Raw genomic sequence first — 23,263 nt, forward strand, 5'->3', positions numbered from 1 at the left:
ATGAAGGAGGACGGAGAAGTGGGCACATTCCAACCAGAAGAGACCCATGAGTCACGATCATCCAGTAAGTCTTTCGCGTTGCGGTGGAAGCATGAGAACTTGCGTCAAATGGCACTGATCGCGATATTCTCAATTGCGCTTGCAATCATGATCTTGTTAGTCGTTTACGGTCAGGCCGGGAAGCAAATTTCGCTGGTTATTGACGGCAAAGCTCAAGTGGTAGAGACTCGTACAGGAATGCTTCACGAAATGTTGGAGGAGCAGTCAATCACAGTCAGCCCTCACGACAAGGTATCCATACCCATGAACGGGGCCATTGCAGATGGAGACCGAATCGTTATCGAGCGGGCCGTTCCAGTTAAAATTACGGCAGACGGAGACACCAAGACTCTGTATACAACCGATTCATCGGTACAAGATGTAATTCAGCAATCAGGTATTGAAGTTGCAAATCATGATAAGGTGTACCCAGCGCTCGGAACCGCAATTAAAGCGGATATGAAGATTCGGGTAGTGCGTGTAACAAAGCATACAGTGGATGTGAAGCAGCCGATAGCTTACAAGGTTGTAAAAACGGCAGATCCAAGTTTGTTCAAAGGGGATAACCGTGTTGTCGTAAACGGTAAAGAAGGCACACTGGTGCAACATATCGAAAAGGTATTTCAAGATGGGGAACTCGTCTCCAAAAAAATGGTGGGCAAAACGATTGCGACCAATCGTGTAGATAAGGTCATCGCGGTAGGTACGAAAGCCAAACCAGTAGTGAAAGCACCTGAGGTTCAACTGGTATCGGCCAAAACCTCAAGCAGCAAAGCAACAACAACGAACTCGACGAAAACATCTGCCTCGGGCAGCAAGGTGATTACGGTCGCCGGGACTTCTTTTAAATATTCCAAAGTGTTGAAAAATGTATCCATGACTGCCTACTCTGCCGAAGAGCCAGGTATTGGTACGAAAACGGCTTCTGGTACTCGTGTAACAGAAGGGCGCACCATCGCGGTTGATCCTAAAGTCATTCCTATTGGCTGGTGGGTATACATCGAGGGCCTTGGCTTCCGTCGTGCGGAAGATACAGGCGGTGCGATTAAAGGTAATAAAATTGACGTTTACTACGACAGTGTGAAGCATGCCCTGAATTTCGGACGTAAAAAAGGCAAAACGGTCTACGTGATTGGACCGGTGAAGCCGGAAGCGAACTAAAATCGTTTTACTTTGATATGGGAATGCTATAAAATAGTTGCATGAATGATTCATGCGGAATATGCGGCGGAGGGGTCTGAATTCAGTCTCCTCCGCCGTTTGGCAGAGAAGAGGATATTCCTCTTCTTTTTGCGTTAGAAAGGAAGAAAAGGAACATGATAAAAGAAGTGATTGTGGTGGAAGGCCGTGACGATACGGTAGCCATTCGCCGGGCGGTTGAAGCGGACACCATTGAAACTGGAGGTTCTGCAATTAATCAGCGTGTACTGAAGCGAATCGCACTTGCTCAGGAGAGACGAGGTGTGATTATCCTGACCGATCCCGATCATGCCGGAGAGCGAATCCGCAAAATTATTGCGAATAAAATTCCTGGCTGCAAGCATGCATTTATTCCAGAGGCAGATGCAACACGCAAAGGCGATATCGGGGTTGAGAATGCTTCTCCGGAAGCCATTCGTCATGCACTGGCACGTGTACATACCTCCTATGAGGGTGCACCTCCTCTCATTGACTGGGAAGATCTGATCGAGGCAGGTCTGATTGTACATCCACAGGCTGCTGCACGCCGGATGGAGATGGGCAATCTGCTCGGGATCGGATACTGTAACGGCAAGCAGTTTCACAAACGACTGAGTGTATTTCAGATTACCAGAGAAGAGTTCTCCGCTGCACTGGCGCAAATTGAACGTGAAGGATTGTGAACATATGAAGGACATGGATCAAACCATTGAAATAGCTACACCGAAACGCACCAAGGAGATTATTCAAAAGCATGGATTCTCCTTCAAAAAAAGTCTGGGTCAAAACTTTCTGATTGATCAAAATATATTGAACAAAATCGTCGGCGCTGCCGATCTTGAAGAATCCAAAGGTGCGCTGGAGATCGGACCGGGCATCGGTGCGCTCACAGAGCGTCTGGCTCGTGTGGCAGGTCCGGTTACGGCGGTAGAGATTGACCAGCGTCTGCTCCCGATTCTCGGAGAGGTAATGGAGCCTTATCCGAATGTACGGGTTCATCACGGAGATGTACTCAAGCTGGATCTGGCCGAGCTGTTTGCCACAGACTTTGCTTCAGTGGATAAGGTTAGCGTTGTTGCCAACCTGCCTTATTATGTAACGACCCCGATTATGATGAAGCTGCTGGAGGAGAAGCTGCCGGTGGACAGCATAGTGGTCATGATTCAGAAGGAAGTTGCTGAACGAATGGCAGCTGCACCAGGGTCCAAGGATTACGGCAGCCTTAGCATTGCCGTGCAGTATTACAGTATGCCGGAACTGGTTTGTGTGGTTCCGCCTACTGTATTTATTCCGCAGCCGAATGTAGAGTCGGCGGTAATCAAGCTGAAGGTGCGTGAGCAGCCGCCAGTACAGGTTCCGAGCGAGAAGCATTATTTCGAGGTCGTACAGGCTTCTTTTGCCCAGAGAAGGAAAACGATCTCTAACAATCTGAAAGCACGCTTCTTCACGAAGGAGAACAGGGAGCAGGCAGATCAGCTTCTTGAACAGGCAGGCATTCAGCCTTCCCGGCGTGGAGAAACATTAAGCTTGCAGGAGTATGCGACTCTCAGCACCGTCATGTGGGAAGCCGGAGTTCGCGGCGACCTGTAAATTCGAATGAACCAATCCGGGTCTCTGCCCATACGATGGGGTAGAGGTGATAATGTTGATGAATATCGGAGACTTGGTCGTTCGGAAGTCATACGGTGGTGATGTGACTTTTCGGGTAGAGGGACTACAGGTGGATGCTGCGGTCATTAAAGGGACTGAGTTCCGGCTGATGGCAGACTCCCCGGTGGATGATTTGATACAGGTTCCCTATGAACCACAGACTGCAAAGACAAGGCAGGCACATATTAAAGCCCATCAGACACTCTCACGGCTTCAGCAGCACCGGATGGAGCAGGCAGAGCGTAATCGGGAAGGTCTGATGCAAGAATGGGCTGCACAGCAGGAACCGGCATATTTTGAAATGCCCGGCAAGGTGCTGCATCTGGATGGGGATCCGAACTATCTGAAAAAGAGCATGAACCTGTATGAGCAGCTTCGCGTTCCTGCAGAAGGGCAGTATGTGCATGAGTCTGCTATGGCAGATACGTTATACCGCCTGCTGCCCAAAGTCCGTCCTGATATCGTAGTGATCACAGGTCATGATGGCGTATTAAAGACAAGGCAGCCATATGATCTGTACAGTCTTGGAAGCTACAAAAATTCGCAAAATTTCGTTTCTGCTATCCAGGTGGCAAGGCAGTATGAGCGTCATCTGGACGCACTGACCATTATTGCGGGAGCATGTCAGTCTCATTTTGAGGCACTGCTGCGTGCTGGAGCGAATTTTGCCAGCTCCCCTGGCAGAATTCTCATCCATGCGCTTGATCCGGTCTACGTGGCTGCCAAGGCTTCCTTTACGTCGGTTCGAGATACGGTAAACATGAATGACGTGCTCCACAACACCATCAGCGGTATCCAGGGTGTTGGTGGTGTGGAAACCAAGGGCAGTTATCGGGTAGGTCTGCCGGGGCTTAACGATTTATCCACTTTAAAAGTAAATCCTTCCGCAGTATAAGAAAATTTTGAGAGGGCCCTGAAAAGGGCTTTTTTGTTTGTAAAAAAAATCATTGACAATAACTTTTTACTGCTGATATAATATTTATCTTTGATTTGACAATGACTGTAAAATACGGTATAATGGACAAGAAAAGAGGTGGACGTCCACAATGGCTAAAAATACGCTGTTGGATATCAAACGCAATCTCGATGCACATATTGGTCAGAAAATTACGCTGCGGGCTAATGGTGGCCGCCGTAAGACGATTGAGCGTACGGGTGTATTGGAAGAAACGTACCCTTCTGTTTTTATTGTTAAGCTTGATGAGGAGCAGGAAACCTTCAAGCGAGTATCATACAGTTATGCGGATATACTTACGGAGTCTGTAGAGGTCATGGTTTTTGATCCTGGCAGCGAGACGAACTCCTTTATGGAGACGTAAGCATTGGTTTACAGGCGGCTCACCCCTAGAGGGCGGGTCGCTTTTTATATGCGGAACTAATGAAGAGTTTATATGCGAATCTAATGAAGAGTTTATATGGAGAGATCATGAAAGAATGAGGAGCCTGCAGGAACGGCATACTAACGGGACAGGTCATGTAGAGCCCCTGCATCAGATTTCAGGCAGACCAGGACCTGGGATACACTGCATTCTGGAATTAGAAGGCCTTATCACCTCGATTACACATCACTTTTCTATGGAGGAGGATCAACCATGAGTCGCAGAAGAAGAAGTGTCATGTCGGAGGAACTGAAATATGAGCTGGCGAAGGATCTCGGCTTCTATGATACGGTTCAGCAGGAGGGCTGGGGCGGGATCAAGGCCAAGGATGCCGGTAACATGGTGAAGCGGGCGATTCAGATGGCAGAGCAGGCAGCGCGTAAATCATAGTCAATGTTCATCGGATTGGAGAGCGGGGATATTTCATTTGGAATACCCCTGCTTTTTCCCCATAGATGCGGAATAGAAATGACTTGACAGTCCCATTTTGATATAATATGTTAAGTTGTCTTAGGGAAAAGGTGAGGACGGGTGAACGTCTTGAAAATTTACGAAAAAGCGCCAGCTAAAATTAATTTGATGTTGGATGTCCTACATAAAAGAAGTGATGGATTTCATGAAGTTGAAATGATCATGACGATGGTTGATCTGGCCGATCGGCTTGAGATGTCTGAACTGCCGCGCGATACCATTGTGATCTCCAGCCAGGCGGGATATATTCCGCTGGACGAGAAGAATCTGGCATTTCAGGCAGCCAGACTGATCAAGGAGCGCTACAACGTACGTACGGGAGTTCATATACATCTGGACAAAAAAATTCCGGTTGCTGCCGGTCTTGCCGGGGGCAGCAGTGACGCAGCAGCTGCACTTCGCGGGCTGAACCGTCTGTGGCGCCTGGACATTCCAGATCAGGAATTGCAGGAGCTGGGTGCCGAGCTGGGTTCGGATGTGCCGTTCTGTATTACAGGCGGAACGGCGCTTGCAACAGGACGGGGAGAGAAGCTGACCCCGATACCTAATCCGCCACAATGCTGGGTTATTTTAGCCAAACCTCCAATCAATGTGTCTACTGCCGATGTGTATGGACGTTTTCGCAGCGACAAGATTGTTCGGCATCCAAGTGCCGCCAAAATGGAGCAGGCGATTCGTAATCAATCATTCGCAGAGGTCTGCGATCAGATGGGCAATGTGCTGGAGGATGTGACCTTGAAGCTGTATCCGGAAGTGCAGCATCTCAAGAATGCGATGATTCGTCTTGGTGCAGACGGAGTGCTGATGTCCGGGAGTGGGCCAACCGTATTTGGACTTGTGTCTAAGGAATCCAAAGTGGCTCGGGTTTACAACGGCCTTCGTGGCTTCTGCAAAGAAGTTTACGCTGTACGGATGTTAACGTGAAATTTACTTTTATAATGTACAAACACGTATAAAGGTGGTATATTTTTAAATAATTATTCGGATTTGGATGTTTCCGTGATCGTGAGGATGGATCTCTGTGAAGAAGTTAAAACGAAGCGCAAGGCTGGTTGAAATGACGCAATACTTATTGTCGAGACCACATACGGTAATTCCGCTTACCACATTTGCCGAACGTTATGGTGCTGCCAAGTCGTCGATCAGTGAAGATCTGGCCATTATTAAGGAAGTGTTCGAAGAAGGTGGGTCGGGAGAACTGCATACACTGGCAGGAGCTGCTGGTGGAGTGAAGTGGATTCCGAAGGTGCCTGTGGAACATGCTCTTGCTTTTGCTGAGCGATTGTCCACACAGCTTGCACAGCCAGACCGGATTTTGCCGGGAGGTTATCTGTATATGTCAGACCTTCTGGGACAGCCGGCCTTGATGAATGAAGCGGGCAAGATCTTTGCAACAGCTTTTGGCAATATGAACATTGATGTAGTCATGACGGTGGAAACCAAGGGAATCCCGCTTGCATATGCGACTGGAGCCCAGCTTAACCTTCCTGTTGTGCTCGTTCGCAGGGACCATCAGGCTACGGAAGGATCGGCCGTAAGTATTAATTATGTATCCGGGTCCCACAAAAGTCTGCATACCATGTCCCTATCCCGCCGGGCAATGAAAGAGCATTCCCGTGTTCTGATTGTGGATGATTTTATGAAAGCCGGGGGTACAGTTCAAGGTATGATTGATCTGCTGGCAGAGTTTAATGCAACGGTAGCGGGGGTAGGCGTGCTGGTGGAGTCGGGTTCGGTAGACTCCGAGGAGCGTCTTCTGACGGATTATGTATCTCTCGCGAAGCTGACAGCTGTTGATGCGAAGAGCAGACATATATCTGTCTCGCCAGGTAACTATTTTGACATGTAGAATCATGGCGAATAACATGTCGGGAAAGGTTCTTTTCCATCGACCTGGCGCTAACGTTGTCGAATTGTGTATTAAATAAAAAAATTCCTGATATTAGGATATTTTTATGGTCATAAAAAGAAGGAGTTCGTATAGGCTGTGTGGAATTATACACCAAGTTCTGATGGAAAAAGGTGGTGAACACACACATGCAAATTACGGATGTCAGACTCCGCCGCGTTAACTCGGAAGGGAGAATGAAGGCTATCGCATCCATTACCATCGATAATGAATTTGTCGTACATGACATTCGTGTCATCGATGGTAACAACGGAATGTTTGTTGCAATGCCGAGCAAGCGGACTCCTGACGGAGAGTTCCGTGATATCGCCCACCCGATCTCTTCCGGTACGCGTGAGAAGATTCAGGCAGCAGTATTAACTGAGTATGATCGAGCAGCGACTGAGGAAGAAGTCATTGAAGAAGGTGCCTGAGAACATTATTGGGGTTCGAAGGAAAAGAGAGCCATGTCTTATGGCTCTCTTTTCTTTTTGACCGGAATAAGATATATTCAGTATTGAGTTTATTCAAAAGAGGACCAGAGCGCATATTGCGTTTGGTTGCAGAGCGGCATCTCATGAATCGTTGAAATTCAATTAAGCCCGCAGGGCACACGGCGTACGATAGAGGTTGCGAGTTACTCGCGACTTCGTTGTTACGCGTGATTACAGCGTCAGCAGGCGATGGACAAAACCGGCTTGAAGCCGGCTGAACGATACTCACTTGGAGACAACAAGGTACAGAAACCAAGGGGATTTTCAGAACAGGAGGTCGTTAATTTTGAAACGCATGGCAATTGTGCTGGCCGCAGGTCAGGGCAAACGAATGAAATCCAAATTGTACAAAGTGCTGCATCCCGTATGCGGTAAACCTATGGTCGGACATGTGCTGGATGCAGCACTTCACGCTGGCGTGGAACGCAGCGTGGTCGTTGTCGGACATGGGGCCGAAGCGGTGCAGTCATTTTTAGGTTCCAGAGCAGAATACGCGCTTCAAGCAGAACAGCTCGGTACGGGACATGCCGTGAAGCAGGTGAAGTCGCTGCTGGGCAATGAAAGTGGATCAACTATTGTGGTTTGTGGTGATACTCCGCTCGTGACAAGTGAAACGCTGGAAGGTCTGATGAAGCTGCATGAGGAAAATGGAGCAGCTGCAACAGTGCTGACGGCTGAACTGGATAATCCCAAGGGATACGGACGTGTCATCCGCGGCGAAGATGGTTCCGTTCAGCGGATTGTAGAGCAGAAAGACTGCACGCCGCAGGAGGATGCAGTTAAGGAAATCAATACAGGTACGTATTGCTTCGATAACGCCAAGCTGTTCGCAGCACTCGAGAAAGTAACGAACGAGAATGCTCAAGGCGAATATTATCTGACAGACGTCATTGGCATCTTCAAGAATGACGGCGAAGTTGTAGAGGCGTATATGTCTGATGATATTTCAGAGTCCATCGGTGTTAACGACAGACTTGCATTATCACAAGCAGAAGCATATATGCGTGAACGCCTGGCTGTGCGCCACATGCTGAATGGTGTAACGATCATCGATCCGTCATCGACATATATCGGAGCAGATGTTACCATTGGAGCAGATACAGTATTGTATCCGGGAACCGTTCTTAAAGGCACTACATCAATCGGTGAAGCCTGCCATATTGGCCCACATGCGGATATTGAGGACAGCATTATAGAAGACGGTGCAGCCATCAAACATTCCGTGGTATCCAAGGCAGAGATTGGTCCAGATGCGACAGTAGGTCCATTTGCTAATTTGCGTCCTGGTACAAAATTAGGCCGAAGCGTAAAAATTGGTGACTTTGTCGAAGTGAAAAATGCTACAATTGATGAAGGCTCCAAAGTGTCCCATCTGAGTTATATCGGGGATGCACAGGTAGGCAAAAACGTAAATGTAGGTTGCGGAGCAATAACAGTCAATTATGATGGTTATAATAAAGCTGTAACAACGATTGAAGATAATGCCTTTGTAGGCAGCAATGTCAACCTGATTGCACCAATCACCGTTGGTAAAGGTGCATATGTTGTTGCAGGCTCCACAGTTACACATAATGTTCCTGAGAATGATCTGGCGATTGCTCGTGCACGTCAGGAGAACAAGGCCGGTTACGCGGAGAAAATTCGCGGACGCGCCAAGGCCAAGAAACAAAACGCTAAACCCGAATAAAGGGTTTTGATAACCATCACCTCCCGGAATACGGGAGGTGCCGACATGTCGCAGACGCTTATAGATTCCAATGAACCAGCACGGAGGGTTTTTATTTTATGACTTATTTTGACTCGAAACTAAAAATATTTACTTGCAATTCTAACCCCAAGCTTGCCCATCAAATTGCGGATTATATCGGGATTCCTATGGGTGAATCTCATACAACCAGCTTTAGCGATGGCGAGATTCAAGTGAAACTCTCCGAGAGTGTTCGCGGCTGTCACGTATATATCGTACAGTCCACTTGTTTGCCGGTTAATGATAACCTGATGGAAATGCTGGTCATGATTGATGCATTGAAACGTGCATCGGCCAAGACCATTAACGTTGTAATCCCGTATTACGGCTATGCACGTCAAGATCGCAAAGCACGTTCACGTGACCCGATTACGGCGAAGCTGGTTGCTAATCTGATTGAAAAAGCAGGGGCAACACGTGTGATCGCAATGGACCTGCATGCCATGCAGATTCAAGGATTTTTCGATATTCCGGTTGACCATTTGCTTGGTGTGCCGATTCTGGCACAATATTTCCGCTCGAAACAGATTGAAAACCCGGTGGTTGTGTCACCTGACCACGGTGGTGTCGTGCGTGCGCGGAAGCTGGCTGATTTCCTGAATGCACCGCTCGCAATCATTGACAAACGTCGTCCTGAGCCGAACGTCAGTGAAGTCATGAACATTATCGGTAACATCGAAGGCAAAACAGCCATTCTGATCGACGACATCATTGATACGGCCGGAACGATTGTTCTTGGAGCTAATGCTTTGATGGAAGGCGGCGTGAAGGAAGTATACGCATGCTGTACTCACCCGGTATTGTCCGGTCCTGCAATGGAGCGTCTGGAGAATGCACCGCTGAAGGAAGTCATCGTAACAGATACGATTCCAATTACACATGCCAATCCGACAAGCAAACTCAAAGTATTGTCTGTAGCTCCATTGCTTGGGGAAGCGATTATCCGTGTTCATGAGGAATTGTCCATCAGCAAGCTGTTTGAAATTGAATAAGATGTCTGCATAAAGTAGTAGAGGGGTTACGTCTTCCGGTTGAACGGAAAATGTAACCCCTGTCGGCGTGCCGTTTTTTTAAATAACATAAACAAAGGGTGCCAACGCGCATTAATATCCCGGGCGGGAAATAAAGCGAAAGCGGCGTCTGTGAAAAAGTGTATCGGCAATTTCGACAAATTGACTATCGAAACGAGTAATTAAACCAATCTCGATATGGGTGTCACGGTCATATACCTGTACAGGTACGTGATGCTCCAGATGATAAATAAAGTCACTATGTTGAGTCAGTTGTCCGTTATCTTCGCGCAAAACCCGCTCACCTTCCTAGGTGGATAAAATGTTCGATATGTGCTTTCCTGATATTATATGAAATATAACATTCGAAGTCTATGCCTCGCCTCAGGCTAACCCGAAGGAGGGAATACGATGAAGTGGATTGTCGGACTTGGAAATCCAGGATCAAACTATGCCAAAACGCGGCATAATATCGGCTTTATGGCACTCGATCGTTTTGCAGAACGCCATAACATCTCGGTTACGCAAAATAAATGCAAAGCTCTTATCGGTGAGGGCAACATTGGTGGCGTCAAAACGGTGCTGATCAAACCGATGACTTATATGAACCTTTCCGGTGAATCCGTAAGGGCTTATATGGATTTTTATAAAGTAAGTCTGGAAGATCTGATTGTTGTGTACGACGATATGGATACCGAGATTGGCAAGGTGCGTTTGCGTTATCAGGGCAGTGCAGGCGGACATAATGGAATCAAGTCCATTATTCAGCATACGGGTACACAGCAGTTTAACCGGGTTCGCATGGGGATATCAAGACCTGATCCGGGACATGCCATTGTGGATTATGTGCTGTCTACTTTTATGAAGAAAGAAAAAGAAGCGCTGGAGCAAACCATTGAGCAGACATGTGATGCGCTCGAATACAGCCTGAAGAATACGTTTGAGCATACGATGGCCAAATTCAACGGTTAATATCATCCAGTACGGCTGGAAAAAAGATCAAAGTGACGACTTCAATTCGGACAATCTGGACATACTGGATGTATAAACCATGTTCAGGAGGCATAACTATGTCAGTGAATTATGTATGTCGGCATTGCCGTACTTTTATTGGACAGATTGATTCGGCTAAAATTACAGAAGCACAGCTCGGTTTTCATTTCTTGACCCCCGACGAGCGGAGGGATATAATAGCGTATAATTCCGGTGGTGATGTGACCGTTCGCATTACATGTGATTATTGTAAGGAAGCGCTGGAGCATAACCCCGAGCTAAGCCTGCTTGCTAGTCCGCTTCAATAGACAACGCAGGTGGCGATGGTTGAAGTACGTTACGAATGATGAACATTGAACAAATGACAGATGGGAAGGCCGCAATATGATTGCGGCCCGCCTTTTATAGCCTTGGCAGCCTGCTGAGGCTTCTTTTCAGTTGGAACAAAATCAGGGGCTGATTCAGTCACCCTGCTCGAAGTTGAATTCCAGGGTAAGCCATAGGAACAGATGTGGCAATGTTCCGAGTAATGCTTTATGATGAAACAGGACAAAAAAGGAATAACTATCCAATTATAAAAAACGTTGACCATCAAAATGCTGCACAGATATGTGCAATATTCAAGAAAGTTATAAGAGAGGTGCCCCTTTTGTTACAAGCACTCATACAGGCTTTTTCCAAAGACCCGGACTTTACGTCCATTACGGCCGGGGTTAAATCCGGCATGAAGGAGCAGCTGGTTTCCGGCTTATCCGGTTCGGCTCGTCAGATTATGTTGGCCGCGCTGCACCAGGAGATGGACCGTCCACTGCTCGTCGTGACACATAATATGTTTTCCGCACAAAAGATTGCAGAAGATTTGCAGGAAGCGCTTTCACCGGAGCGGGTGTTAATCTACCCGGCCAATGAACTTGTTGCCGCTGAGGCAGCCGTATCAAGTCCGGAGACGCTTGCTCAGCGTATAGAGGTATTGGTCCGCTGTGCCCAAGGGTTCAGGGGCATTGTTGTGATTCCTTTTTCGGGGGTAAGACGTTACGTTCCGCTGCCGGAAGTTATGGCGAATGCTCAAATTCAGATTAAACAGGGCAATACACTTCAGCTGGATTCATTTCTGCTGGAGATGGTGACACTGGGATATGAGCGCGTGGAGCGCGTTGAATCTCGCGGTGAGATGAGCGTTCGTGGAGGAATTATTGACTTTTATCCAGTGACTTCATCGATTGCATATCGGGTGGAGTTATTTGACGACGAGATTGATTCGATCCGTACGTTTGATCCGGCAGACCAGCGTTCGATTGAACGGATAGAAGAGATTAAGGTACTGCCATGCAAGGAATTGATCGCAGACCGGGAGCGTATGGAGAAAGCAGCCGACACGGCGGCAATTCTGCTCGAGCAGCAGCTGGAGAAAATGACGGATCGTCAGGCCAAGCTGCGGCTGCGGGAAGAGATGCACCGGGAGATTGAGCTGCTGCGTCAGCATGTGTATTTTTCGGAAATGTACAAATACATCTCCCCGCTTTATCCAGAAAATAAAACGATTTATGACTATATGCCAGAAGATACAATTCTGGTGATGGATGAGCCAGCAAGATTGTCGGAAACCTCGAAACAACTGGACAGGGACGAATCGGAGTGGAACCTGCATCTGATGCAAAATGGTAAAACACTGCCCGATCTGCCGCTATCAGCAGATGGGGATGAGCTGCTCTATGAGCGTTCGTTCCAGACCATATTTATGTCGATCTTCCTGCGTCAGGTGCCACATACACAGCCTCAGAACATTCTGAACTTTATTAGCCGCGGCATGCAGGACTTCCACGGGCAGATGAACGTGCTGAAGGCGGAGATGGAACGCTGGCAGAAGGCTGGCGTTCAAGTGCTGATGCTGGCTAATGGCGAGGAGCGTATGGATCGGATGCGCCGCGTGCTGCAGGATTACGACATCCCTGAGCCAGAGATGCTGAATGGCAACTTGCAGACCGGTTTCGAGATGCCGTCCATCCATTTGGCGGTCATTACGGAAGGCGAGATGTTTTCACAGAAGCAGCGTAAAGCCCGCAAGCCGATTCGAAACATCGACAATGCCGAGCGCATTAAATCCTATAGCGAGTTGAAAGTGGGCGATTATGTCGTTCACCAGAACCACGGGATTGGTAAATATCTCGGAATCGGCACACTTGAAGTCGCTGGCATTCACAAGGACTACATGCACATTCTGTATGCAGGCGGAGACAAATTGTCTGTGCCTATTGAGCAGATTGATCTGATTCAGAAGTATGTGGGTTCCGAAGAGAAGGAGCCGAAGATATACAAGCTGGGCGGCAACGAGTGGACACGGGTTAAAAATAAAGTTCGTTCCTCCGTTCAGGATATCGCTGATGATCTGATCAAGCTGTACGCTGAACGTCAAACATCCAAAGGATACGGCTTTGACAAGGATTCTGCGGAGCAGCAGGAATTTGAAGACATGTTCCCTTACGATGAGACACGGGATCAGATGCGTGCAATTGAGGAAATCAAAAAAGATATGGAACAAAACCGTCCAATGGATCGTTTATTGTGTGGAGACGTTGGTTACGGTAAAACGGAAGTGGCTATTCGGGCTGCTTTCAAAGCGGCGATCGAGGGCAAACAGGTGGCGGTGCTTGTTCCGACCACAATTCTGGCCCAGCAGCACTATGAGACGTTCCGCGAGCGCTTCTCGGGTTATCCGTTCAACATTCATGTACTTAGCCGATTCCGTTCCCGCAAGGAACAAAATGAGACAGCAAAGGGCATTAAATCCGGTACAGTTGATATTGTTATCGGTACGCATCGTTTGCTGTCACAGGATCTGGTATTTAAAGATCTCGGACTGCTCATTGTTGATGAAGAGCAGCGTTTCGGTGTAACTCATAAGGAGAAACTGAAAAAGCTCAAAACCAACGTGGATGTGCTGACCCTTACAGCGACGCCGATTCCTCGTACGTTGCATATGTCGATGCTGGGTGTGCGTGACTTGTCTGTTATCGAAACACCGCCAGAGAATCGTTTCCCCGTTCAAACGTATGTAGTGGAGCACAGCCAGGCGCTGGTTCGTGAAGCGATTGAGCGTGAGCTGGCCCGTGGCGGTCAGGTATACTACCTCTACAACCGCGTTCAGGGAATTCAGGAAATGGCTGCGGAAATTTCGGAGCTGGTGCCGGAAGCCAAAGTGGGCGTAGGACATGGTCAGATGACCGAAACCGAGCTGGAGAAGACAATCCTCGACTTCCTGGACGGAGAGTATGACGTACTGGTGAGCACCAGCATTATTGAGACAGGTGTAGATATTCCGAATGTAAATACATTGATTGTGCATGATGCGGATAAAATGGGTCTGTCACAGCTTTATCAGCTGCGTGGAAGGGTAGGTCGGTCCAACCGGATTGCCTATGCGTATTTCACATACCAGCGGGACAAAGTGCTGACCGAAGTGGCGGAGAAGCGTCTGCAATCCATCAAGGAATTCACAGAGCTGGGTTCAGGCTTCAAAATTGCGATGCGTGACTTGTCCATTCGTGGTGCAGGTAACCTGCTTGGAGCGGAGCAGCATGGATTCATTGCTTCGGTCGGATTCGATCTGTATTCGCAGATGCTCGCTGAAGAGATCAACAAACGTAAAGTTACCATGCTGGGTGAAGAGCCTGTGCCTTCGGATCAGTGGAATACAACACTGGATCTCAGCATGGATGCCTACTTGCCATCTGACTATATTTATGACAGTATTCAGAAGATCGAGATTTATAAAAAGGTGGCCGTCATCTCTTCCTTCGACGATGCAATGGAGTTGGAAGATGAGCTGGTTGACCGCTTCGGTGATCTGCCAGAGGCTGTCATTAACCTGATGTCGGTGGCGCGTCTCAAGGTGTACGGCAAAATCTACGGAATTGAGTCGATTACACAGCGCGGGGATGACCTCACAGTGAAGTTCTATGAGGGGCGTGAAAATGCCTTTGAGCTCTCAAAAATCTCACACATTGGAAATCAGTTCGAAAGACGTGTACAATTTGAACAAGGACCTCAAATGCTGATTCATGTCAAAGGCAAGGGGCTTGGGGATAAGCAACTGATGGAGCTGGTAGAGAAATTTCTGGAGTCCATGAAGACTGCTTTTAAATCAAAGGGGGAACTAAAAGATGTTAGCAAAGTATAAAAAAGTGGGAAAAGTGCTGTCCGTAGGTTTGGTGGCAGTACTGTCCCTGTCCTTGCTTGCTGCATGCGGCAAGAAGGAAGAAGCGAAAGCGCCGGAGTCGAAGGATACCAGTGCTGTCGTAGCAACATATGATGGTGGCACGATCACAGCGAATGAATTCGATCTGGAGCAGCGTGTCATGAAGTTCCTCTATCCAGAATATGCACAAATGATGGATATGGATGATTTCAAGGAATACCTGGTTAAACAGGAAGTTGCTTATGAATATTTGAGCGGCAAAGCGAGCGAGGAAGCAAAAACAGAAGGTGCAAAAACAGCAACCGAGCAATTCGACAAAATGAAGGCTTCTGTGAAGGAAGATCAATGGACTGAGATGTTGAAAGCTCAAAATCTGACAGATCAGAACATTAAAGACTATATGACTCGTATCATGACGGTCATCAAGGACAAAGAGACAGGTGTAACCGAGGATGCCCTGAAGGCCGAGTTTGAGAAAAACAAGGATCAGTTCACAACGGCATCTGTACGTCATGTGTTGATTAACTTTACAGACCCTAAAACACAAAAAGAGCGTAAGAAAGAAGACGCTTTGAAAATTGCAAAAGAAGTAAAAGCTAAATTGGATGGCGGAGCGGACTTTGCTGAAATTGCAAAAAAATACTCTGAAGATCCAGGTTCTGCTGAAAAAGGCGGACTGTATGAGAATACACCGGTTTCCACTTGGGTAGAGGCGTTCAAGGAAGCAGCCAAAACATTGCCACTGAACAAAATCAGTGATCCGGTTGAAACCGAGTACGGTTACCACATCATGAAGGTGGAAGCTCGTACAGAGGCAGATTATGCCAAATTGACGGCTGAACAGAAAGAAACACTGAAAAGCCAGCTGGCTGCAGCTGAAATCGATACGTTCATGCAAAATGAGCTAGATAAAATCGTTAAAGAAGTGAAGCTGCCTAAGACGGAGAAGAAAGAGGAAGGCACAACAGGTTCAGAAGGCACAACAGGAACAGGTACAGAAGGTTCGACAGGTACAGAGGGAACCAAGACAGACGAATCCAAAACCGATTCCAAAGGCACGGATGCGAAGACAGATCAAGGAACGGGCACAACTACGGATTCGAAAACCGAAGAGGGTACAAGCAGTAAATAAAGTGTAAGGCTGCCTTGCGATGCACTTCAGGAAAGCTCTGAAGACCTGACAAGACGGGTTACGGCGGCGTTATACAGGACAAGCTCCTATATGAAGCACAGAAAGAACGACAAGGTTCTTTCTGTGCTTTGTTTTCTTTTTGCAAAAGATTATTAACGATATTCCTTAAAGCATGTATAAGGACTTGGGAACAGATGAATACTATGGTCAAGAAATCACACTAAACGTTCTGGGACTTTCCTCTACCCATTAAGGAACAGTAGTTGAAAAATCTTCTCGAGAAAGTGGGGCAACATGTAAAATGAAAGCTACTGGTATTGTCCGCCGTATAGATGACCTGGGTCGTGTGGTCATTCCAAAAGAGATCCGTCGTACGTTACGTATTCGTGAAGGAGATCCGCTTGAGATTTTTGTGGATCGGGATGGTGAAGTTATATTAAAAAAATATTCACCGATCGGCGAGCTCGGCGATTTCGCCAAAGAATATGCAGAATCGTTATATGAGAGTACAGGTCACGTGACGATGATTTCTGACCGGGATACGATTATCACGGTGGCAGGCGGCTCCAAGAAAGAATATCTGGACAAGCAGATTGGCAGCCTTGTAGAGAGCTGTATGGAGAACCGCAAAACGATGATGGAAACAACAAGCGGCACCTATGAGATTAGCAAAGATCATGATGAGACGTTATCCTCGTTTGTTATTGCGCCGATCATTTCTGGAGGCGATCCGATTGGAACGGTCATCCTGTACAACAAGGATGAATCGGTGAAGATGTCTCAGATGGAAACCAAAATGGCTGAGACCGCTGCAGGTTTCCTTGGCAAGCAAATGGAACAATAGACAGCAGCTGAACTCCTGTGAGCCTGTAACGGGCATACGGGAGTTTTTGCTTTTTACATATAAGTTGAACTAAAGGTATTTACACAAGTACTCCGATGACAGAATAACCTTCCAACTTATATAGGGTGGGGCAGACAGGAAGAGGTCTTAATCTGAATCACAGGTTGCTGATCAAAGGATGTTCGTCTGTGTGCCTTCTGGCAGGTATAATAGCTAAGGGAGCTTTATGCTCCGTTTGTTGAATGTCAGGGTGCATACAGGAGGAACCAAAAAGTTATGAAACAGTCATCTTCAGGCACAAGGCTGCTCCAGGGAGCGTTTATTCTAGGGCTTGCCGCCATCATCTCCAAAATCATCGGTGCTTTTCAGAAGATTCCATTGCAAAATCTTGGAGGAGACGGTGTTTTTGGCATCTACAACACGGTCTATCCGTTATATATGCTTATCATTACGCTTGCCGCTGCAGGGCTGCCGTTGGCTGTGTCCAAGTTTGTAGCAGAGCAGCAAGCGCTGGGCCAAGGGGAAGAGAGTCGCAGGATCATTCGAATATCCTCAATGCTGCTCGCAGGATTCGGATTCCTCACGGCTATTGTGATGTATGCCAGCGCGCCATGGATTGCAGCACTGATCGGCAATCAGCATGTTATTCCGTCGATTCGTGCTGCATCCCTGGCGCTGTTATGTGTGCCGCTCATGACAGGTTTGCGCGGATATTTTCAAGGTATGCAGCAGATGATGCCTACAGCGATATCTCAGGTGGCCGAACAGACGGTGAGAGTAACGGTTATGATCGTTGTACTATTATGGCTGATTCGTCAGGAGGCTTCGATCGAAACGGTTGCCGCAGGTGCAATGCTGGGCTCGGTGGCGGGCGGATGCGCCGGACTTGCCGTGATGCTAACATTCGTATACTGGCATCGTAGGAAAGAGCGGACAGAGCATGCAGAGCGTATGGTGGTTGGAGAAGCGTTGTATGCTAGTTCGGAGCGGGTGGAGGATACGGAAAAGACGGGACAGTTCGGGAGAGCTTTGCAAGATGGTCCCCGATATGCTGGAGGCAGGAACAAGAAAGATGAAAATGCGGGGGAAACGGGGGCATTGCGCAATGCTGCTGTGGCAGAAGCCGGTGGACAAGCTCTCGAGCTGAAGCGTACCACTGCAGAATGGATACGCACATTGCTGATCTATGCCATCCCTGTCTGTCTTGGCTCACTCGCAGTGCCGTTGATGAATCTGGTAGATACGTTCACGGTTCCGCGTTTGCTGCAGGGTGAAGGGCTGGATGAAGTGCAGACGATGGTCTCGTTCGGCATATACAACCGCGGCTTGCCGCTGGTGCAGCTGGTGACGATGCTGGCTACGTCACTCTCGGTGCTGTTTATTCCGGCGATGGCCGAAGCACGTCTGAAGGGCGGGCCGGAAGCCGTCAGGCAGCAAGCAGGCACAGCGCTGCGCTGGTTCTGGCTTATCGGTCTGGCGGCATCCGCAGGTCTTGCGGTGCTGGCTGATCCGATTAACCGCATGCTATACGGGGATGCCGCAGGCACCGAAGCATTGCGGTATATGGCGCTGACGGCAGCGGGCAGCACCGTCAGCATTATCGCGGCGGCGCTGCTGCAGGGCCTCGGCGCCGTGCGCGCTCCCGCGTTCAGCATGCTGACAGCCGCAGGCGTCAAGGTGCTGCTGAACGTCATGCTTGTGCCGGCGCTGGGCATCAGCGGCGCGGCGATTGCGGGCGCAGCCGCCTATATGCTGGCGGCTGGCCTGAATGTGGCGCTGCTGGCGCGGCTTACCGCCATGCGCCCTGCCCCTGGCGCCGTCCTGGCGAAGCCGGCGCTGGTGATCGCCGCCATGAGCCTGGCGGCGCTGGGCATGGCCTGGGCCGCCGAAGCGGTGCTCGGCGGCGTGGGCATCGCAGCCACGCATCGGCTGGCTGCGATGGGCGTGAGCCTGCTGGGCATTGCCGCAGGCACAGCCGTGTTTGTGCTGGCCGCGGCCCGGACAGGGCTGCTGACCGCCGCAGAGCTGGCGGCCTTGCCGAAGCTGGGGCCGCGTCTGGCGGGGCTGCTGCGCAGACTGCGTGTACTGCGCTAACCCAAGCATCGCAGCTGCAGCCAGTGTCTGCCCTGCCCTGCTGACTATTTTCCCGATTATATAAGTGCCAGGCTTAAAACCAGCAGGATATGCTTCGTGTTTTTTCTTGTGTGCAAGAATGCAAAGAATGGGCAGCGGAAGGTCTGCCAAACACCCGTGATGCAGATGAAATTATTGGATATCTACAGATTCTGTTATAATACGTGTAATTATCGAGCGCCAACCTGTTCGGTCGGAATAGACTTGTTTATTGTTCATAAATGTGCCAAAGGGCCAAAGAAATAAGCATTTACGAGCAGGGCGGTTCGGATGGAGGTTTAATCGCAATGAGTGCAGCGTTAACAGTGGTAGGCTTGGGTTCCGGGGATGCGGACCAACTTACATTAGGTATTATTAAAAAAATGAAGCATGCGGCTACATTATATGTACGCACATTGGATCATCCGGTATTGAATGATCTGCAGCAGGAGGGGCTGGAGATGACGTCGTTTGACGCCATCTATGAGTCCAAATCCTCTTTCCCGGAGGTCTACGAGGAGATTGCAAGCCAACTGATCGAGGCTGCGCGTACAGGGGCTGTGGGTACCGAGATTGTCTATGCCGTACCGGGCCATCCGATGGTAGCCGAAGCCAGTGTAAGACTGCTGAAGGAGCGCTGCCCGCAGCAGGGAATTTCTCTGCGAATCATGGGCGGGGAGAGCTTTCTGGATGAAGCATTTATCCGTCTGGGCTTCGACCCCATTGAAGGCTTTCAGCTGCTGGACGCCAGCAGTCTGAATCCTGAACTGGTTCAGCCGCAGCTGCACACGTTAATCGGGCAAGTATACGATGTATTCACTGCTTCGGATGTGAAGCTGTGTTTGATGGAGGTTTACCCTGATGATTATCCCGTGTATGTAGGCCATGCACTTGGTGTGCAGGGTCAGGAGGTCATTCACAAGGTGCCGCTGCATGAACTGGATCGTACCCCCGGCTATGGCAATCTGTCGTTAATTTACGTTCCTAAAAATACAGATGATACGCTGCGCCGTCGCTCCTTTGCGCGGCTGCATGAGATCGTCAACATTCTTCGCAGCCCGGGTGGCTGCCCGTGGGATCAGGAGCAGACACATCAGTCCATTCGTAAAAACCTGATTGAAGAAACATACGAGGTCATTGAAACCATTGATGAGGATGACCCAGACCATATGAAGGAGGAGCTGGGGGACTTGCTGCTGCAGATCATGCTGCACTCCCAGATGGAAGAAGAGATCGGCACATTTAATGTGTATGATGTGATCGAGGGGTTGAATGATAAGCTGATCTTCCGTCATCCTCACGTTTTTGGTGATAATCAGGCCGAAGATGCGAATGAAGCGTTGCAGAACTGGGAACAGATGAAGGCAGAGGAGAAAAAGCGCAAAGGTCAGGATGTGCAGAAGGCTTCTGTGCTGGATGGCATACCACGTGATCTGCCTGCGCTTATGAAGGGCTACAAGCTCCAGAAGAAAGCGGCCAAAGTTGGCTTTGACTGGGATAATGTGGAGGGCGTGTTTGCCAAAATCGAGGAAGAGCTTTCCGAACTGAAGGAAGCCGTGCAGCAGGGGCATGATGCCGAGGCTCGCAAGCTGGAACTCGGGGATGTACTGTTTGCTACAGCTAACGTGGCGCGTTTTATTGATACTGACCCGGAGGAGGCCCTTGCAGCCACCAACCGCAAGTTTGTCGCCAGATTCCAATTCATCGAGGATCGACTGCGTGAGCAGGGCAAAACTCCTGCGGACAGCTCCGTAGATGAGATGGAACAGTTCTGGCAGCAAGCCAAGAAGGCAGGACTATAGGAATTTATTTTGCGAAACGATCCAAACTTCTTATTTCAATGAAGCCAGCCCATATGTTATGATTATACGAACATGTGTTCATGACGATATGCGAAACCTGATAAATGAATGGAATTACAGGTAATTGGCGGTGTTTAACAAGAGAACGTTTCGGGTACTGGACTTAGACGAATCTCTGCGATCGTGCGACAAATGCTAAAAAAAGTCGCAGACCAAGGCAGGAATTCAGCATGCAAGCCAGAATACATGTGTAGTAACCCGTGCGAGGATTAGCTTGGCCCACATAAGGCTGCTAGGCCCGCAGATACTTTTTTTTCAATTTGGGAGGCTTTTAACATGAACAAAACAGACTTGATCAACAACATTTCTAACAAAAGCGGTTTGACTAAGAAAGATGTCGAGTCCGTATTGAATGGCTTTTTGGGCGAAATTACAGATGCACTTGCTAGCGGCGACAAAGTACAATTGATCGGCTTTGGCACTTTTGAAACCCGCAAACGCTCCGGTCGTACCGGACGTAACCCGCAAACAGGGAATGAGATCGTGATTCCTGAGTCCACTGTTCCTGCATTCAAAGCAGGTAACAAACTTAAAGAAGCTGTAAAATAATGCGTCTTGATAAATTCCTGAAGGTATCTCGGCTGATCAAACGCCGCACGGTAGCCAAAGACGTTTCTGAACAAGGACGTGTTCTGGTGAACGGACGGGAAGCGAAGCCTAGCGCTGCTGTTAAAGTAGGCGATGAGCTGACGGTTCAGTTTGGTCAGAAGCTGGTCACCGTGAAGGTGGAGCGTCTTGCCGAGAGTACCAAGAAGGATGAGGCGAGCAGCCTCTATACCTTGGTTAAGGAAGAGCCGATTGCCAAGGATAACGGGATGGACTGGTAGTTCCGGTTCCGTACATGTATCATTTTATAGTGTTTCAAACGCCCTTCCGGTATCGGAAGGGCGTTTTTTATGCCTGCAGCAAGAGAGAAAGGAATTGATCTGTGGGCAGAGGTTCTATTCTCTGGCACTCATCCATAAGCTATGTACTAAAGAAGGAGGGGTACATGCCATGGTTGAGCACGGAGGGAAGGCCAAACAGCATCATTTGAGCATGCAAAATCGGAAACTGCTGGATTTGACAGGAGTCTCCAATGTGGAGAGCTTTGACAGTGAGGAATTTCTGCTACAGACCGAGCTTGGGCATCTGACCATCCGGGGGCATAATTTACATATCAAAAACCTGAGCCTGGAGGAAGGTTTGTTATCCATTGAGGGCACGGTCAGCTCGCTTCAATATCTGGACCCCGGTTCCCAGTCCAAAAACAGTAAAGGCCTGTTCGGCAAGATGTTCCGATGATTCTGGATGCGCAGTGGATCACACTGACCTGGATGCTGTTATCGGGAGTCGTGATGGGCGTGGCTTACGACAGTTACCGGGTACTGTCTGGTCAGCTGCGATTTCCAAGGTGGAGCATCCATACGCTTGATCTGTTGTACTGGGTTGCTTCCGCGCTGTTCGTGTTTCGGATGCTGTACGCCGGAAACCATGGACAGCTGCGGTTTTATGTCTTTTTGGGGCTGATTATCGGGGTTTGCTTCTATTTTTGGCTTTTAAGTGTTACAACCCAGCGTTTTGTGGTAATGTTAATTAAACTCGCAAGAACACTGATCCAGTGGTGTGGACATATCCTTAACATCCTGATTGTGATGCCAGTGAAGGGAATATATCGATTAGTACGTGTATTATTCGGCTTTATGCTTGCGATACTAATATTCCTGGGCAAACTGGTGCTGCAATGTTTAATCCCTTTCGGCAAATTGTTCCGCTGGATGTTCAGGCCGCTACTGAGATATTGGGTAACGCCTCGATGGATGGTCCAGGCGGGTACAAGAATTGCAGCGATATGGAAACGCTGGTTTCAAGGAGGTCCAGGTAATGAGTAGAACACCTGTGAACAGAAAGAAAAGTCCAGCCAATCAAGGGAAGTCTGCCGGTGCGCGAAGACGTCTTATGATCTGGTTGACATTTGTAACCTGTTTTGCCATCTGGGCGGGATATACCTTTCTGGTGCAGAATGCGCAAATTTCGGACAAGAGTTCTTATTTGGCCCAACAGCAAACATCCCAGCAGGATACGAAGCAGCAGCTGGAACAGCTGAAGTATGAAGTCAGCCGGTTGAAGGACCCTGAATACATAGGACAGCTGGCACGAAAAAAAGGATACTACCTGCCTGAAGAAACACCAATTCAGGTTGAAGGGGCAGGGAACTAATGGAATTTGGTCCTTTGCTGAGCAAGGCCTGATTTCAATACGTCTTATGCGGTTAAATCGGAAAAAATA

At 48.7% G+C, this 23,263-nt stretch carries 24 protein-coding genes; 23 read left to right on the top strand and 1 reads right to left on the bottom strand.

From position 1 onward, the window contains the following. The first annotated feature begins 18 nt into the window (after nucleotides 1-18). From IEW26_RS28090 to IEW26_RS28140, 11 genes are all read left to right on the top strand, one after another. A complete protein-coding gene (locus IEW26_RS28090) occupies nucleotides 19-1,200 on the top strand; it encodes a resuscitation-promoting factor (protein ID WP_188594800.1) in 1,182 nt (393 codons plus the stop codon). A 155-nt stretch (nucleotides 1,201-1,355) separates the two neighbouring features. Beyond that, nucleotides 1,356-1,901 (top strand): ribonuclease M5, encoded by a 546-nt coding sequence (rnmV, locus tag IEW26_RS28095; protein ID WP_111273250.1) that lies wholly within the window; start codon nucleotides 1,356-1,358, stop codon nucleotides 1,899-1,901. 4 nt (nucleotides 1,902-1,905) lie between these two features. Then, nucleotides 1,906-2,808, top strand: a complete 903-nt coding sequence (rsmA, locus tag IEW26_RS28100) for a 16S rRNA (adenine(1518)-N(6)/adenine(1519)-N(6))-dimethyltransferase RsmA (protein WP_373288598.1) — start codon at nucleotides 1,906-1,908, stop codon at nucleotides 2,806-2,808. A 58-nt stretch (nucleotides 2,809-2,866) separates the two neighbouring features. Beyond that, a complete protein-coding gene (gene yabG, locus IEW26_RS28105) occupies nucleotides 2,867-3,763 on the top strand; it encodes a sporulation peptidase YabG (RefSeq protein WP_188594801.1) in 897 nt (298 codons plus the stop codon). Nucleotides 3,764-3,914: 151 nt separating this feature from the next. Beyond that, nucleotides 3,915-4,187: a biofilm formation stimulator Veg gene (gene veg / locus IEW26_RS28110; protein WP_110899231.1), complete on the top strand. Its 273-nt coding sequence runs from the start codon at nucleotides 3,915-3,917 to the stop codon at nucleotides 4,185-4,187. 273 nt (nucleotides 4,188-4,460) lie between these two features. Next, a complete protein-coding gene (locus IEW26_RS28115; RefSeq protein ID WP_090924606.1) occupies nucleotides 4,461-4,637 on the top strand; it encodes a small, acid-soluble spore protein, alpha/beta type in 177 nt (58 codons plus the stop codon). A gap of 150 nt (nucleotides 4,638-4,787) precedes the next feature. Beyond that, entirely contained in the window at nucleotides 4,788-5,642 is an 855-nt protein-coding gene (gene ispE / locus IEW26_RS28120; RefSeq protein ID WP_111273286.1) for a 4-(cytidine 5'-diphospho)-2-C-methyl-D-erythritol kinase, read from the top strand. Nucleotides 5,643-5,739: 97 nt separating this feature from the next. Beyond that, complete coding sequence (gene purR, locus IEW26_RS28125) at nucleotides 5,740-6,567, top strand: pur operon repressor (RefSeq protein ID WP_145406580.1); 828 nt, start codon at nucleotides 5,740-5,742, stop codon at nucleotides 6,565-6,567. Between the two features lie 188 nt (nucleotides 6,568-6,755). Further along, nucleotides 6,756-7,040, top strand: a complete 285-nt coding sequence (spoVG, locus tag IEW26_RS28130; RefSeq protein ID WP_017691372.1) for a septation regulator SpoVG — start codon at nucleotides 6,756-6,758, stop codon at nucleotides 7,038-7,040. 355 nt (nucleotides 7,041-7,395) lie between these two features. Beyond that, the gene (glmU, locus tag IEW26_RS28135; protein WP_373288600.1) at nucleotides 7,396-8,787 is read left to right on the top strand and encodes a bifunctional UDP-N-acetylglucosamine diphosphorylase/glucosamine-1-phosphate N-acetyltransferase GlmU; all 1,392 of its coding nucleotides are present in this window, start codon (nucleotides 7,396-7,398) and stop codon (nucleotides 8,785-8,787) included. 98 nt (nucleotides 8,788-8,885) lie between these two features. Beyond that, entirely contained in the window at nucleotides 8,886-9,839 is a 954-nt protein-coding gene (locus tag IEW26_RS28140; protein WP_017691370.1) for a ribose-phosphate diphosphokinase, read from the top strand. Nucleotides 9,840-9,950: 111 nt separating this feature from the next. Here IEW26_RS28140 and IEW26_RS28145 read toward each other — a convergent pair whose 3' ends face one another. After that, on the bottom strand, nucleotides 9,951-10,151 hold the full coding sequence (locus tag IEW26_RS28145; RefSeq protein WP_110899227.1) for a hypothetical protein: 201 nt from the start codon (nucleotides 10,149-10,151) through the stop codon (nucleotides 9,951-9,953). Between the two features lie 117 nt (nucleotides 10,152-10,268). On the opposite strand from IEW26_RS28145, the gene pth reads away from it, so the two are divergent. From pth to IEW26_RS28205, 12 genes are all read left to right on the top strand, one after another. Beyond that, the gene (pth, locus tag IEW26_RS28150; protein ID WP_145406578.1) at nucleotides 10,269-10,829 is read left to right on the top strand and encodes an aminoacyl-tRNA hydrolase; all 561 of its coding nucleotides are present in this window, start codon (nucleotides 10,269-10,271) and stop codon (nucleotides 10,827-10,829) included. A gap of 98 nt (nucleotides 10,830-10,927) precedes the next feature. Continuing rightward, nucleotides 10,928-11,158 (top strand): anti-sigma-F factor Fin, encoded by a 231-nt coding sequence (gene fin, locus IEW26_RS28155; protein WP_111273255.1) that lies wholly within the window; start codon nucleotides 10,928-10,930, stop codon nucleotides 11,156-11,158. A 341-nt stretch (nucleotides 11,159-11,499) separates the two neighbouring features. Continuing rightward, nucleotides 11,500-15,027: a transcription-repair coupling factor gene (gene mfd, locus IEW26_RS28160; protein WP_188594802.1), complete on the top strand. Its 3,528-nt coding sequence runs from the start codon at nucleotides 11,500-11,502 to the stop codon at nucleotides 15,025-15,027. Beyond that, nucleotides 15,011-16,177: a peptidylprolyl isomerase gene (locus tag IEW26_RS28165; protein ID WP_188594803.1), complete on the top strand. Its 1,167-nt coding sequence runs from the start codon at nucleotides 15,011-15,013 to the stop codon at nucleotides 16,175-16,177. The genes mfd and IEW26_RS28165 overlap by 17 nt, the downstream gene beginning before the upstream one ends. A 301-nt stretch (nucleotides 16,178-16,478) precedes the next feature. Then, complete coding sequence (spoVT, locus tag IEW26_RS28170) at nucleotides 16,479-17,021, top strand: stage V sporulation protein T (RefSeq protein WP_111273257.1); 543 nt, start codon at nucleotides 16,479-16,481, stop codon at nucleotides 17,019-17,021. A 276-nt stretch (nucleotides 17,022-17,297) separates the two neighbouring features. Then, nucleotides 17,298-19,115, top strand: a complete 1,818-nt coding sequence (locus tag IEW26_RS28175; RefSeq protein ID WP_188594804.1) for a putative polysaccharide biosynthesis protein — start codon at nucleotides 17,298-17,300, stop codon at nucleotides 19,113-19,115. A gap of 326 nt (nucleotides 19,116-19,441) precedes the next feature. After that, nucleotides 19,442-20,935 carry a bifunctional methyltransferase/pyrophosphohydrolase YabN gene (gene yabN, locus IEW26_RS28180; RefSeq protein ID WP_188594805.1) on the top strand — a complete coding sequence of 498 codons (1,494 nt, stop codon included), beginning with the start codon at nucleotides 19,442-19,444 and terminating at the stop codon, nucleotides 20,933-20,935. Between the two features lie 318 nt (nucleotides 20,936-21,253). Beyond that, on the top strand, nucleotides 21,254-21,544 hold the full coding sequence (locus IEW26_RS28185) for an HU family DNA-binding protein (RefSeq protein ID WP_477529280.1): 291 nt from the start codon (nucleotides 21,254-21,256) through the stop codon (nucleotides 21,542-21,544). Further along, a complete protein-coding gene (locus IEW26_RS28190) occupies nucleotides 21,544-21,822 on the top strand; it encodes an RNA-binding S4 domain-containing protein (protein WP_090924618.1) in 279 nt (92 codons plus the stop codon). The genes IEW26_RS28185 and IEW26_RS28190 overlap by 1 nt, the downstream gene beginning before the upstream one ends. Before the next feature lie 169 nt (nucleotides 21,823-21,991). Beyond that, complete coding sequence (gene yabP / locus IEW26_RS28195; protein WP_110899219.1) at nucleotides 21,992-22,279, top strand: sporulation protein YabP; 288 nt, start codon at nucleotides 21,992-21,994, stop codon at nucleotides 22,277-22,279. Next, the gene (yabQ, locus tag IEW26_RS28200; protein WP_145406573.1) at nucleotides 22,276-22,866 is read left to right on the top strand and encodes a spore cortex biosynthesis protein YabQ; all 591 of its coding nucleotides are present in this window, start codon (nucleotides 22,276-22,278) and stop codon (nucleotides 22,864-22,866) included. Before yabP ends, yabQ begins: the two co-directional genes overlap by 4 nt. Next, nucleotides 22,859-23,194, top strand: a complete 336-nt coding sequence (locus IEW26_RS28205) for an FtsB family cell division protein (protein WP_188594806.1) — start codon at nucleotides 22,859-22,861, stop codon at nucleotides 23,192-23,194. Before yabQ ends, IEW26_RS28205 begins: the two co-directional genes overlap by 8 nt. The last annotated feature ends 69 nt before the right edge of the window (nucleotides 23,195-23,263 follow it).

Origin of the sequence: Paenibacillus silvae (genome assembly GCF_014639235.1) — a bacterium.
GTDB classification, from domain to species: domain Bacteria; phylum Bacillota; class Bacilli; order Paenibacillales; family Paenibacillaceae; genus Paenibacillus; species Paenibacillus silvae.

Bases quoted from the DNA above. Each gene is read 5' to 3' on its own strand.
- rnmV (WP_111273250.1), top strand. From the start codon at position 1,356: ATGATAAAAGAAGTGATTGTGGTGGAAGGCCGTGACGATACGGTAGCC.
- rsmA (WP_373288598.1), top strand. From the start codon at position 1,906: ATGAAGGACATGGATCAAACCATTGAAATAGCTACACCGAAACGCACC.
- yabG (WP_188594801.1), top strand. From the start codon at position 2,867: ATGAATATCGGAGACTTGGTCGTTCGGAAGTCATACGGTGGTGATGTG.
- veg (WP_110899231.1), top strand. From the start codon at position 3,915: ATGGCTAAAAATACGCTGTTGGATATCAAACGCAATCTCGATGCACAT.
- IEW26_RS28115 (WP_090924606.1), top strand. From the start codon at position 4,461: ATGAGTCGCAGAAGAAGAAGTGTCATGTCGGAGGAACTGAAATATGAG.
- spoVG (WP_017691372.1), top strand. From the start codon at position 6,756: ATGCAAATTACGGATGTCAGACTCCGCCGCGTTAACTCGGAAGGGAGA.
- glmU (WP_373288600.1), top strand. From the start codon at position 7,396: ATGGCAATTGTGCTGGCCGCAGGTCAGGGCAAACGAATGAAATCCAAA.
- IEW26_RS28140 (WP_017691370.1), top strand. From the start codon at position 8,886: ATGACTTATTTTGACTCGAAACTAAAAATATTTACTTGCAATTCTAAC.
- pth (WP_145406578.1), top strand. From the start codon at position 10,269: ATGAAGTGGATTGTCGGACTTGGAAATCCAGGATCAAACTATGCCAAA.
- fin (WP_111273255.1), top strand. From the start codon at position 10,928: ATGTCAGTGAATTATGTATGTCGGCATTGCCGTACTTTTATTGGACAG.
- IEW26_RS28165 (WP_188594803.1), top strand. From the start codon at position 15,011: ATGTTAGCAAAGTATAAAAAAGTGGGAAAAGTGCTGTCCGTAGGTTTG.
- spoVT (WP_111273257.1), top strand. From the start codon at position 16,479: ATGAAAGCTACTGGTATTGTCCGCCGTATAGATGACCTGGGTCGTGTG.
- IEW26_RS28175 (WP_188594804.1), top strand. From the start codon at position 17,298: ATGAAACAGTCATCTTCAGGCACAAGGCTGCTCCAGGGAGCGTTTATT.
- yabN (WP_188594805.1), top strand. From the start codon at position 19,442: ATGAGTGCAGCGTTAACAGTGGTAGGCTTGGGTTCCGGGGATGCGGAC.
- IEW26_RS28190 (WP_090924618.1), top strand. From the start codon at position 21,544: ATGCGTCTTGATAAATTCCTGAAGGTATCTCGGCTGATCAAACGCCGC.
- yabP (WP_110899219.1), top strand. From the start codon at position 21,992: ATGGTTGAGCACGGAGGGAAGGCCAAACAGCATCATTTGAGCATGCAA.
- yabQ (WP_145406573.1), top strand. From the start codon at position 22,276: ATGATTCTGGATGCGCAGTGGATCACACTGACCTGGATGCTGTTATCG.
- IEW26_RS28205 (WP_188594806.1), top strand. From the start codon at position 22,859: ATGAGTAGAACACCTGTGAACAGAAAGAAAAGTCCAGCCAATCAAGGG.